The following is a 12,669-nucleotide window of genomic DNA, read 5'->3' as shown; positions in this document are numbered from 1 at the left end:
ATTTACCTAAGTAAAAAAATGGGTTATATCCTAATGATATAGCTTAAAAAACTACCAGGCTAAACGGACTTAGTTGGTCTTAAAAGCGCTAGCTCCCCCTAGCGCTTTTTCTTTTGTTCGAAGTTAGCTCTAACCCCTTAAGTGTTTACAGGTTTGAGTTGTTTAATCTCGATTTAGAACAGTTAACGGTCGAGCTCACTGACTAAGTGCAACAAGCTATGTAGACCGACAAATTATGAGTATCAACTAGCTACGAACGGTCAGTATCAAGCCATCAATCACACTGTGGTGGTGATCAGAAACCCCAGCAAGGTTGCCGTATTTCGGCTGGTGGCGATCATTTTCTAATGGATGGTGCCAACCTTGTGTATGTTCCACAAAGTGCGCCGCAAAGCTTTCAGACACCTCTAAACATCCTGCCATGACAGTATCAACATAGGTTTGAACGATAGGGCTGTTTTCACAAGGCGCTTCGATTTCGTCTCTGATGTATACCCAGATCGATTGATCCGCTTTAAACTCGGTTTGGCTCTCTATCTGATCGTTTCTTAACTCAACTCGATGATAACCACGCTCACGACGATCAAATTCAGCCAACGCAACATCATCGACCTCAAGCAAAACACCATTCACTTGTCCCTCACCAAGATTGACGATCAACGGTGACAAAACATAGCTGTCGTCGATTTTACTCCAGTGACGCACTAGGCCGTGCACTATCGCAGGAATAGCTTGTCCTGTTTGACCTGTGAGTTGACGAGAAGAGGAGTTGATCAAGCTACCATAACCAAAAATATACATCGCGTTCCCTGTCTGTTCTTTTGTATTTGAGACTAGTCTTACTATATGTTTGGCTTCATCAAATGTCAGTAGTTTTTATTTTACACATATTCGAGTCTAAATAACTTTTTGTGGTGTGTTTAATTGACACTTTTTTGTTCTCTAAATACACCTTGTTGCTTGTTTTTATTGGTTTTATATCTTTGGCGCGTTTCATGCATTGTGTTAGGCAATATTGCGGTGATGATTACTGCACCTTGAATTTGGCTATTGGTAGCAATTCAATATAAGCCACACTTGGCTTGTTATCTGAAATGAGGAATGAGTTTGTTAAATATCACAGATAAAAGCGTAGAAGATGCGATTCCAGCTTATCTTCGTTTAGGTTTTAGACCTTTCTTCTTTCTTGGCAGTCTCTATGCCGTGATTGCTATCGTCGCTTGGGTTGTCATGTTCCAAAATGGTCAGCCTGAAGTGTTAAAAGTCCCCGCGCTTTGGTGGCATGTACATGAAATGCTGTTTGGTTTTTCTATGGCGATTGTGGTTGGTTTTGTTCTGACTGCGGTGCAAACGTGGACGGGAGTCAACGGAACTAAACATTATCGATTAGCAGCGCTCGTTGGTTTGTGGCTCGCACCTCGTATTCTATTTTGGACACCGGCGCCATTGTGGTTAATCTCATCGGTTGAAGCGTTGTTCTTGATCTTTGCCGCTTACGAGATTGGTTTCCGTGTCGTGAAATCGAAAGGCTGGAAGAACTTGTTTTTTGTGCCGCTGTTTATATTGGCTATCGTCGCCAACTTTGCTAGTTACGCGACGATTAAAGGCATGCCTCCATTCCCATCGTCTGCAGTATGGCACGCAATGTTATGGTGGTTTACCTTGCTATTATCCGTAATGGGTGGACGAGTTATCCCGTTCTTCACGGCCCGTCGTTTTGACTTTGAAAAAGCACAACCACTGGTTTGGTTGGAATGGCTAGCGAACCTGCCTTTGGTTGGATTGTTTGTGCTGAGCTTCTTCCCGTTGACCTTTGCTCAAGTGGGCAATGAGTTGATGGTGTTTGCAGGTGTGACTCAGTTGGTTCGCTTTGTTCGTTGGAAGCCTTGGACAACGTTGTCTGAGCCTTTGGTGTGGTCACTGCATGCGGCTTATTTGTGTATTCCTTTGAGTTTGTTGCTAAGAGGCTTATTAGATAATCCATTTGCAAGCCATAACATGCTGCACCTGTTTGCGATTGGTGGTTTGAGTGGGCTCATTCTTGCGATGATCACACGTGTCACCATGGGACACACTGGCCGTGCTATCTATAAAGGGCCAAGTGTGGCGCTGGCGTTCTCGGCTATCTTTATCGCGGCATTAGTTCGTAGCTTAGGTGTCACTTTCTTCCCTGCTTACTTATTTGAGATGGTCAACATCAGCGCGGGTTTATGGACGTTGGCGTTTGGTCTGTTTATCTGGAAGTTTGGCATGATGCTGTTAACACCAAGAGTGGATGGTCATCCGGGGTAAGCGTATTGATTTTCTAACACATTTTTAAAGGGAAGCAATGAGCTTCTCTTTTTGAACGCAGCTAGTTATCGCTTTAATTTATCTCTGTTTGAGAACCGTTCATTTCATTGTTGTCGATAAAATAGCATAGAAGTTGATGGTGAATCGGAGGGTTACGAACCCATTGAAATCCGGCACAAACGATTTGCAGCAATGGAGTGTGATCCGCTGCAAATATTTGCAGCAATATTCATTGATTTGTGCTCTAATACCGCGCTTACCAAGGGATGGTGTTAAAAGATGCTCACTTAGATGGAGTTATCAAAGTTGACCGATCCCTTAATGATCTCCCTTAGGAAAAAATAGAACATGTCTAAGAACAAAAAATTTGATATCCGCCTTACAGAAAAACGCAACGGTTGGTGTGCCGAGATTACTCGTCAAGTAACGTCTCGCAGCACAACAGTATCTAAGCGTGAGTCTGGTTTTGAAACTGAAGCTCTAGCACAAGAGTGGGCAGAGAAAGAGCTAGCATCTTTCATCGCAAACCAAGCTGAACGTAACGAGCGTAAATCAGAGCAGCGTAAAGAGCGTGACGAACTACGTCATACTAAAGAACTTAAAGCTGAGCAAGCACGTGAAGCACGCGCAAAAGCTCGTGAAGAAGAGCAAGAAGACGCTGAGTAATTTAGCGCTTAATTAATTTACAGGTTCCTTAATTTTAAGATAAGGGACAAGTAAAAAAAGCCCCAATATAACTTTTTTCTTTCTAGTCAAAAGTGTATTGGGGCTTTTTAGTTTGTGGAGTTTATTTTCGAAAATGTAGCCACTTCTTGCTAGTGACTACATGTCATTCATTGATTAGTTGTTAAGCGCCGTTAGCCAATCATCTTCCGCTACTTCTTCAATATAGCTCTCAACGGATTGTCCCACTTCATCGTCATCTTGTTTGAAGTAAGCAATGTGGAATACTGCGTCACCTTCGTTTACCAACGGTAGAGTTTGTTGGCCAATCACGATACCGCCTTTGGTTGTGATCACTTGGCCTTCTTGGTGACCTAACGGAGAGCTTATGTAAGCGAGAGTTTGTCCTGCTTCAACTTGTTCGCCAAGTCTCACCATGTTACGCAAAATACCGTCTGACTCAGCGCGGATCCAGCTGGTGGATTTGCTCAACACTGGCTCTGGCAACTTTTTACGGTTTGGGCGCAGCATGCCGATTTCTTTCATCACTTGATGCACGCCAAGGTAACCCGCACGAATCGCTAGGTGATCAAAACGCAACGCTTCACCACCTTCGTAAGTTAATACAGGGATACCCAATTTTTCCGCTTCGCTACGAAGTGACCCATCACGCAGTGGAGAATCAATGATCACTGGTGTTGCGAACGCTTTTGCAATGCGCAATGTTTCTGGGTTCGACAGGTTTGCACGGATCTGGGGCAAGTTAGTACGGTGAATCGCACCTGTGTGTAGATCCAAAATAAAATCACAGTGCTTCGCCACATTCTCAAAGAAAGTGTAAGCGATGCGTGATGTTAGCGATCCTTTCTCACTGCCAGGGAAGCAACGGTTTAGGTCACGACGGTCTGGTAGGTAACGAGATTTATGGATAAAGCCAAACACGTTAACGATAGGCACAACAATCAAGGTACCTTTCAGTTTCTTTGGATCAATCGCATTGGTCAGTTGTCGTGCAATCTCAACACCGTTTAGCTCATCGCCGTGGATAGCCGCATTTACCATCAGTGTTGGGCCTGCTTGGCGACCGTGAATAATTTCAATCGGAATCGAAAGTGGAGAGTGCGTGTAAAGCTGAGCCGCTTGCAGTTCAATCTCCATTCGCTGTCCTGGCTGAACAGTATAACCAAGTAATTCGAATGGTTGATTAGGTTTTAGTCTTGCCATTTAGGTTGTTCTCAACATGGTGATAATTCGTTAACACGGAATGTACCAATCGTTGATTTTTAGTACGAATCAATCGGTTTACGGTGACGACAAAAGTTTTCTATGGAGCTGTCTATAAATAAGTTTCCAGTTTTAATTTGACTCATTATAGGGTGTTTCAAATTGTGGTTTTCCTGACAGTACACTGATATTTGTCATTTGGTTGGTTGCTATTATCCACCGCCATTTTTTGGCGGCCAAATTCAAATATCGAGATGAAAATGAAAAAAACAATTTCAAAAGTTGTAGCACTAGCGGTGGTATCTGTTGCTTTATCTGGCTGTGTTGGTAGCAATGCAGTAACGGGTTACCTAATGAAGTTCAACCTTAAAGCCGTTGATAACCGTTACGCTCGTGGTGGTTTGAACATATTGCTTGCACCGGCTTACGGTCTAACAGTTGCAGCTGATTACTTGGTATTCAACTCACTAGAGTTCTGGACGGGCAGCAACCCACTAACAGGTGCACCGCATATATTTGATACTAAGATTGATACTTACCTTGATATCAACCATCAGCTTGATAAGTCACTGACTGAAGCACCAGTGGGTCCGATTACGAGTGCTGATATGATTGAGAAAGGTCAAATGCAGCAGATCGACGAAAACACGATCCAAATGGACATCACTTACCAGTCTGGTGAGCGTGCGACATTGATCGGAGTTCGTGATGGTGAGATGGTGACATACTTCATCGACGGCGAAGTAGTGGCACAAACTTCAATTGATGAGTTAGAAAGCTACGCGGCTTCACGCGCTTAATTGTTTATTTAGTCACAAGTACATAGCTACAAAGATTGGATACAAAAACAGGTACTCATTGAGTACCTGTTTTATTTTGTGTCTATAAACGGTGTTTACTGAAAGTGCTATTTAGTGAAGAGCCCTATTTATTGGAAACACCATTTATTGAACATACATAGTTTATCGAATTATGCTTTTTCTGGGATAGCTGCAAGCAGTGCAACCATTTGATTCCAGAATAGCTCAACCGTATCGATCTTCACTTTCTCATCAGGAGAGTGAGGGAACTTGATGGTTGGGCCGAAAGAAACCATATCCATGTTCGGGTAAGGTTCTTTGAATAGACCACACTCAAGACCAGCGTGGATAACCATGATGTTTGGTTTGTGACCGTAGATACCTTCGTACATGTCGCGGAAGATGTGCATGATTTCTGAATCTGCATCTGGCTTCCAACCTGGGTAAGCACCAGAGAACGCGATGTTAGCGCCTGCTAGTTCAGCAACAGAGTGAAGCATGCTTTCTACTTGGCTACGACCTGAATCGATAAGAGAACGGATCAGGCAAAGCACTGTGATTGAGTTCTCTTCTGTTGTGATAACACCTACGTTTAGAGATGTTTCAACAACACCTTCAATCTCGTCACTCATACGAATCACGCCGTTTGGACATGCGTTAAGTGCCGCGATAAAGCGAGCTTGGTCTGCTGACGCAAGTGCGCCCATTTCTACAGAAGCTTCTTCGTTGAAAGTCACGATGCTGTCTTCTACTTTACCTAGCTCTGTTGAAAGCAGCTCTGTGTAGTAGTTGTATAGCGAAGCCAGTTTCTCTTGGTTTTCAGCAGGAACAGCAACCGTTACGAAACCTTCACGAGGAATAGCGTTACGAAGGCTACCACCTTTGAATTCGACGATGCGAAGGTCTAGCTCTTTTGCGTGACCCGCTAGGAAACGAGCAAGCAGTTTGTTTGCGTTTGCACGACCTGTGTGGATGTCGCAACCAGAGTGACCGCCTTTTAGGCCTTTTAGCGTTAGCTTACGTGTTACGAAGTCAGCTGGAATCGCGTTACGTGCAATTTCAAATGTCATTGCGCCGTCGATACCGCCAGCACAACCCATGTACACTTCGCCTTCTTGCTCTGAATCTGTGTTAAGAAGGATATCGCCTTCTAACCAACCCGCTTCAAGACCGAAAGCACCAGTCATGCCTGCTTCTTCATCTACGGTAAGTAGAACTTCGATAGGGCCGTGTTGGATTTCGTTCGAAGCCAGAACCGCTAGGCAAGAAGCCATGCCCATGCCGTTATCAGCGCCAAGCGTTGTGCCTTTCGCTGTAACCCACTCACCATCAATGTATGGTTGGATTGGATCTTTAGCGAAGTCATGAACTGTGTCTTCGTTCTTTTGTGGAACCATATCGATGTGAGCTTGCAGCACGACACCTTTTTTGTTTTCCATACCCGCCGTTGCAGGCTTTTTGATGAATACGTTACCCGTTGGGTCACGACGTACATCTAGGCCTTGCTCTGTTGCCCAAGCAATAATGTATTGAGCAAGTTCTTCTTCATGTTTCGAAGGGTGCGGGATTGAACAAATTTTATCGAAAAACTGCCAAATAGGGGCAGGGGGCAATTTACTGATCTCAGAATGGAATTCAGACACGGATGACTCCTTTTTTATTTGATAACCATATATTTAGGTTTTGTAATGGCAAAAAACTAGAACAAAAATCTAAAATATGGGTCTGTTTTGATGGCAACAGCATACCACTTGAGCGTTTTGACGAGTAGCGGTTCTAAACCTCAAATAGCTCAAATTTTGAAAGCGATCTTGTCTATCTGATCATAAATAAGCGCATTGATGCTTATAAGTGGTGCGGGCAAACGTTTGTTTAATTCTATTTTGTAATTTAATTACAGAAATAAGTTTGTAAAATAACCGCAAGTGGCTAAAAGTGTGACGAATAGCAAAAAATACTTGTAATCTTTTTTCTTTGGGGTATATTAATAACCAACTTCTGAAGTGAAGAGTAAATGCTCAAAGGATGAGTCCGTTTTATCGCCTCCAAGGAACCGAGAAATCAAATTCGTTTTTTATTGATTTATTAAGGTGATAGTTATGAAAGGTTTACCATCTGCAATGTTCTGGATTAACAGCTCTGTTTACACTAGCAACTTTGCATACCCTACAAGCTTTGGTTACTAATATCGTAAGCATGTAACTCGAACAGTTTTGTTCACCCCTATATATTGGAATTATTTTACAGCCCTTTTGGTTGACAGATTCTACCGCCACTCAGTTTTGAGTGGCGTTTTTTTTGCCTGCTACTTTTCCAAACCGCTTTCGCTTATCACTTTTCCTGCTGTTCTGCGTGGTTGTTTTTTAAACGCCGAAATATCAATTTGCGCCTTATTACTGATCCTGTTGAAAAATACATAACTATTGTGGGTTTGAATTCGGAATTTATTAGCTAGATTCTCAATGAAAATAGCCGATGGTAGAAAAAGCAACCAACTAATCATATTGAGCATTTTTATTTTAATTGCTTGTTTTTAATAATAATTTCCCATTCATGCTTTTATTTTTAATCGCTCTGTTTCATACGGCATTCTGATAAAGATCGATTAGAGCCTTAATTCTATCTGGAATTTGTTATTTGATAACTTTATAATCCACAGCCAATCGATTACGCAACCGTTTACTTTTACCCTTATAGGATTCGATAATGTTCGAAAAGCTATTCAAACTCAGTGAAAATGGCACCAATGTGCGCACTGAAATCATCGCAGGTCTAACAACCTTCCTAACAATGGCTTACATCATTTTTGTAAACCCAATGATTCTAGCTGATGCTGGTATGGACCATGGCGCTGTATTTGTAGCAACCTGTTTAGCAGCTGCTATTGGCTGTTTCATCATGGGCTTTGTTGCTAACTACCCAATTGCTCAAGCTCCAGGCATGGGTTTGAATGCATTCTTTACCTACGCTGTTGTAATGGGGATGGGTTATACGTGGCAAGTTGCTCTGGCAGCGGTTTTCGTATCGGGCGTGATCTTCATCTTCTTAAGCATCTTTAAGATCCGTGAATGGATTATCAACTCGATCCCAATGTCTCTGCGTGTTGGTATCTCTGCAGGTATCGGTCTTTTCCTAGCGTTTATTGCTCTTAGCAATGCTGGCATCGTTGTTTCTAACCCTGCAACGAAAGTTTCACTGGGTGACATTACCGCGATTGCTCCTATCCTAGGTGCGCTTGGTTTCTTCCTTACGATTGCTCTTGTTCACCGTGGCGTGAAAGGCGCAGTAATGATTGCGATTCTAGCTATCACAGCTGTCGGTATTGCTATTGGTGACGTTCAATACGGCGGCATCATGTCGACGCCACCAAGTCTTGCACCAACATTCATGCAGCTTGATTTCTCTGCTGTATTTGAAATCGGTATGATTTCAGTAGTATTCGCTTTCTTGTTCGTCGATTTATTCGATACAGCGGGCACTCTGGTTGGTGTTGCAACGAAAGCAAACCTAATCAAAGAAGACGGTAAACTGCCTCGTCTGAACAAGGCACTGCTTGCTGACTCAACAGCAACATCAATTGGTGCACTGCTAGGTACATCAAATACAACCTCTTACGTTGAGAGTGTTGCGGGTGTCGCTGAAGGCGGCCGTACCGGTCTAACAGCGGTTGTTGTTGGTATCTTGTTCCTACTGGCTCTTTTCTTCTCACCGCTTGCAGGTATGATTCCAGCCTACGCAACATCAGGTGCGTTGTTCTATGTAGCAATTTTGATGATGTCTGGCCTAGTTGGTATTGATTGGCGTGATCTTACGGAAGCAGCCCCAGTCGTGGTAACATGTCTGCTTATGCCGTTGACATACTCTATCGCTGAGGGTATCTCACTAGGCTTCATCGCTTACGCTGCAATTAAGCTGCTAAGTGGTAAAGGTCGCGATGTTTCACCTGCTGTGTGGGTAATGTCGGCTATCTTTATTCTTAAATATACTTTCGCTTAATCGTCTAGATTTCTGCTTAATCGCTGAAGAGGCTATGTTTGAAATAGCCTCTAATAACATGACAAAATTATTAGGTTTTATACTATGAGCAACAAATTCGTTATCACTTGGGACAACATGCAGACTTACTGCCGTCAACTTGCTGAAAAGCAAATGCCAGCAGAGCAGTGGAAAGGCATCTGGGCAGTGAGCCGTGGTGGTTTGGTTCCTGGTGCAATCTTGGCTCGTGAGCTAGGTATTCGTCACGTAGATACGATTTGTATTTCTAGCTACGACCACGATCACCAACGTGATATGACAGTCGTTAAAGCACCTGAAGGTGACGGCGAAGGCTTCCTAATCGTTGAAGATCTTGTTGATAGTGGTGACACTGCACGCAAGCTTCGCGAAATGTACCCGAAAGCGAAACTGATCGCTGTGTGTGCAAAGCCATCTGGTGCTGATTTGCTAGACGAGTACATCGTTGATATCGCTCAAGACACATGGATTGAGCAACCTTGGGATACTAGCCTAAGCTACGTTGAGCCGGTAAATCGCAAGTCAAAATAAGCGTAAACTTAGTTTTTTGAGAAATGACCCTTTATAGGGTCATTTTTTTTTATATGATTAGTAACAACCATTTCTTATTAAGTATCCCAATGTCTGAATCAGAAGAAACGAGCTCAAACCTTTCGGAAACCTTGTTTGTAAAGCACAAGCAGGCTAAAGAGACCTCAATGCTTACACAATACATGCCAAGCTCTGAAGCGTTATTGGATGAGAAGCGTGAACAGCAAAACTCATCATGGTACCGAAACCTAAGACGTCTTCAGTGGGTATGGCAAGGCGTTAACCCCATTGAGCAAGAAGCGGTATTGGCTCGCATCGCGTCATCAGATAACTCTCGTACAACCGATGAGTGGCTTGATACGGTCATGGGTTACCGAAGTGGTAACTGGGCATACGAATGGACCAAACTGGGTATGCAGCATCAAAATCGCTCGAACGAGAAGAAGGGTGAAGAAATGGCTGAAGAGCTGTTTTCAGCATCGTTGTGCTTCAGCATAGCGGGCTACCCACATCTCAAGAACGACAATTTGGCGGCTCAGGCTCAAGTGTTGGCCAACGCAGCTTATTCTGAAGCAATTAAGCATACGAAGTTGATCGTCAAACAGATTGATATTCCATACCAAAACAAGAAGATCAAAGCGAACTTGCATCTAACCAAAACAGACAAACCACAACCGGTTGTGATTGTCAGCGCGGGTCTAGATAGCTTGCAAACCGATATGTGGCGCTTGTTTAGGGATTACTTAGCACCAAAGAACATTGCCATGCTAACGGTAGACATGCCATCGATAGGGCACAGTGCACATTGGCCGTTAACAGAAGACTCATCTTGTCTTCACCAAGCTGTCTTGAATGAACTGCCTAATATCCCGTGGGTCGATCACCACAAGGTTGGCTTGTTTGGCTTCCGCTTTGGTGGCAATGCGATGGTGAGATTATCTTTCCTTGAGCAGCATAAGCTTAAAGCGTGTATCTCTTTAGGCGCGCCAATTCACGATATCTTTGTTCATGCCGACAAATTGAAACAGATGCCTAAAATGCATTTAGATGTGTTAGCTTCGCGTCTTGGTAAAGGGGCTGTTGATATCAATAGTCTTTCTGGGCAATTGATGGCGTGGTCACTCAAGGTGCAAGGTTTGCTGTCAAACAGTAAAACCAGTGTGCCTATCTTGGCATTAGCGTTAGAGGGCGACCCAGTATCACCTCCAATGGATAACCAACTTGTTGCTATTTACAGTGATTACGGTAAAGCGAAGAAAATCAAAGCTAAATCAATTACACAAGGTTATGAGCAATCCCTCGAATTGGCGATAAAGTGGCTTGAGGATGAATTATTTAGATGACATTTCTCCTAAATTAGTTAAGCATGAAAAGTGTACAAAGTAAGTACCTGATACTCAGAAATAATTTATAAAATCCAATTGCGTAGTTTCTACGTATAACATTCTGATTAACGTCATTCTTAACATTGAAATGGAGATTCAATATGTCAGAAGTGACACAACAACCTACGCATTATCGCTTGTTAAATGTTTTAAAGGCTATAGGCCCTTACTTAAGGGAGCCGCAATCAGAAGAAGGCCACTATATTTTTGATTGCTTGTCTGTGTGTGTGAACGATAAAAAATCGCCAGAAGAACGTGAGTTTTGGGGCTGGTGGTTGGAGTTGGATAAGTCGGAAGAAGGATTTTCGGCGAAGTACAACACGGGTAAATACAACATCGATGGTAACTGGGATCCTTTGCCATTACCTAAAAAGGCGATCGCTGAGGTCTCTCGAACTCAAGAAGCCTTTCACCAAAAGCTGGTTGATGAACTTCAAAAGAAATTTGAAATCGGCGTTCAGTTAGACGAAGAGTCTGTCGAATTCGTCTGATTTTAAAGGTTACTCTTCTATATAAAGCAAAAAGGTGCGATTTCGCACCTTTTCTGCTTGTGAATTCCCCTTTTGATTGCTAAAACATCACCTCTTATTTGTTTTATCCATAAAAGACTTCATGACAACAAATCATCAAAGCGGGACAACAACACAGCGTAAAACTGTCGTTGTTAAACTGGGTACCAGTGTCTTAACTGGTGGAACATTGGCATTAGACCGCGCTCATATGGTTGAGCTGGTTCGTCAATGTGCTGAATTAAAAAAACAAGGCCACTCTGTGGTTATGGTTTCGTCTGGCGCAATTGCAGCCGGACGGGAGCACCTTGGTTACCCCGCACTTCCCAACTCTATGGCAAGCAAACAATTGCTTGCGGCAGTTGGGCAAAGTCAGTTGATTCAAGTTTGGGAGTCTTTGTTTGCTATCTATGGCCTTAAGATTGGCCAGATGCTACTGACTCGTGCTGATCTCGATGATCGGGAGCGTTTTCTTAATGCACGTGACACGATCAATGCGCTTGTTGAGCACGATATTATTCCGGTAGTAAACGAAAACGATGCAGTAGCAACCAACGAAATTAAAGTGGGCGACAATGATAACTTGTCGGCCTTAGTGGGTATTTTGTGCGGTGCTGATAAGCTTTTGCTATTAACGGACCAAAAAGGCCTGTTTACGGCTGACCCTCGTAAAGATCCAAATGCTGAGCTCATCAAAGAAGTGAAAACTATTGATGACACACTGCGCAAGATCGCAGGCGGCAGTGGTACTACGTTAGGTACTGGCGGCATGGCGACAAAACTGCAGGCGGCTGATATTGCTCGTCGCGCTGGCATCGAAGTAATTATTGCTGCGGGCAGTGCTGAAAATGTGGTGTTTGACTCACTGAGTGACAACCCACAAGGCACACGTTTCTTACCTTTAGCGGAAGCGCTTGAAAACCGTAAACGCTGGATTCTAGCGGGCCCTGCTTCAGCTGGTGACATTGTGGTCGACGACGGCGCAGTAAACGCAGTCAACACTAAAGGCAGCAGCTTGTTGGCGAAAGGGGTTGTTCGAGTTAAAGGCGAGTTCTCTCGTGGTGAAGTTACCCAAGTCACAGACAGCAAAGGCAAGGTAGTGGCGCGTGGTATCGCCAGTTATTCAAGCCAAGACCTAGCAAAAATTGCAGGCAAGCACAGTAAAGATATTGGCGATATTCTTGGATACGATTACGGGTCAGAAGTCATTCACCGTGACGACATGGTTGTAATCCAAGAATAGCTCGTGAT

General features: G+C 43.5%; 11 protein-coding genes. 8 read left to right on the top strand and 3 right to left on the bottom strand.

From position 1 onward, the window contains the following. Positions 1 to 246 precede the first annotated feature (246 nt). Positions 247 to 801 (bottom strand): gamma-glutamylcyclotransferase family protein, encoded by a 555-nt coding sequence (locus AB4513_RS03490; RefSeq protein ID WP_102257769.1) that lies wholly within the window; start codon positions 799 to 801, stop codon positions 247 to 249. A 306-nt stretch (positions 802 to 1,107) separates the two neighbouring features. On the opposite strand from AB4513_RS03490, the gene AB4513_RS03485 reads away from it, so the two are divergent. Further along, on the top strand, positions 1,108 to 2,292 hold the full coding sequence (locus AB4513_RS03485; RefSeq protein WP_102257859.1) for an NnrS family protein: 1,185 nt from the start codon (positions 1,108 to 1,110) through the stop codon (positions 2,290 to 2,292). A 348-nt stretch (positions 2,293 to 2,640) separates the two neighbouring features. Beyond that, positions 2,641 to 2,958, top strand: a complete 318-nt coding sequence (locus AB4513_RS03480) for a DUF3622 domain-containing protein (RefSeq protein ID WP_009847480.1) — start codon at positions 2,641 to 2,643, stop codon at positions 2,956 to 2,958. A 174-nt stretch (positions 2,959 to 3,132) separates the two neighbouring features. On the opposite strand, the gene AB4513_RS03475 is transcribed toward AB4513_RS03480, so the two are convergent. After that, entirely contained in the window at positions 3,133 to 4,179 is a 1,047-nt protein-coding gene (locus tag AB4513_RS03475; RefSeq protein ID WP_012604657.1) for a succinylglutamate desuccinylase/aspartoacylase family protein, read from the bottom strand. A gap of 260 nt (positions 4,180 to 4,439) precedes the next feature. Here AB4513_RS03475 and AB4513_RS03470 point away from each other — a divergent pair, with 260 nt between their 5' ends. Continuing rightward, positions 4,440 to 4,979 carry a DUF3332 domain-containing protein gene (locus tag AB4513_RS03470; RefSeq protein ID WP_041472888.1) on the top strand — a complete coding sequence of 180 codons (540 nt, stop codon included), beginning with the start codon at positions 4,440 to 4,442 and terminating at the stop codon, positions 4,977 to 4,979. Positions 4,980 to 5,149: 170 nt separating this feature from the next. Here AB4513_RS03470 and AB4513_RS03465 read toward each other — a convergent pair whose 3' ends face one another. Next, a complete protein-coding gene (locus AB4513_RS03465; RefSeq protein WP_009847477.1) occupies positions 5,150 to 6,622 on the bottom strand; it encodes an aminoacyl-histidine dipeptidase in 1,473 nt (490 codons plus the stop codon). A gap of 1,063 nt (positions 6,623 to 7,685) precedes the next feature. On the opposite strand from AB4513_RS03465, the gene AB4513_RS03460 reads away from it, so the two are divergent. The 5 genes from AB4513_RS03460 (at position 7,686) to proB (ending at position 12,661) form a co-directional block, all read left to right on the top strand. Next, positions 7,686 to 8,975, top strand: a complete 1,290-nt coding sequence (locus tag AB4513_RS03460) for an NCS2 family permease (protein WP_012604654.1) — start codon at positions 7,686 to 7,688, stop codon at positions 8,973 to 8,975. Positions 8,976 to 9,059: 84 nt separating this feature from the next. Then, entirely contained in the window at positions 9,060 to 9,524 is a 465-nt protein-coding gene (gene tet(34) / locus AB4513_RS03455) for an oxytetracycline resistance phosphoribosyltransferase domain-containing protein Tet(34) (protein WP_009847475.1), read from the top strand. An 89-nt stretch (positions 9,525 to 9,613) separates the two neighbouring features. Continuing rightward, positions 9,614 to 10,867: an esterase FrsA gene (frsA, locus tag AB4513_RS03450; protein ID WP_009847474.1), complete on the top strand. Its 1,254-nt coding sequence runs from the start codon at positions 9,614 to 9,616 to the stop codon at positions 10,865 to 10,867. Positions 10,868 to 11,010: 143 nt separating this feature from the next. Further along, a complete protein-coding gene (gene crl, locus AB4513_RS03445) occupies positions 11,011 to 11,400 on the top strand; it encodes a sigma factor-binding protein Crl (protein ID WP_009847473.1) in 390 nt (129 codons plus the stop codon). Positions 11,401 to 11,476: 76 nt separating this feature from the next. Continuing rightward, positions 11,477 to 12,661, top strand: coding sequence for a glutamate 5-kinase (proB, locus tag AB4513_RS03440; RefSeq protein WP_170962708.1), 1,185 nt, complete (start codon positions 11,477 to 11,479; stop codon positions 12,659 to 12,661). Positions 12,662 to 12,669: the final 8 nt, after the last annotated feature.

Source organism: Vibrio sp. 10N.222.54.E6, from assembly GCF_041473955.1.
Lineage (GTDB): Bacteria > Pseudomonadota > Gammaproteobacteria > Enterobacterales > Vibrionaceae > Vibrio > Vibrio tasmaniensis_A.
The sequence above is the reverse complement of the archived record's forward strand: the minus strand, read 5'-3'. Positions and strand labels throughout refer to the sequence as shown.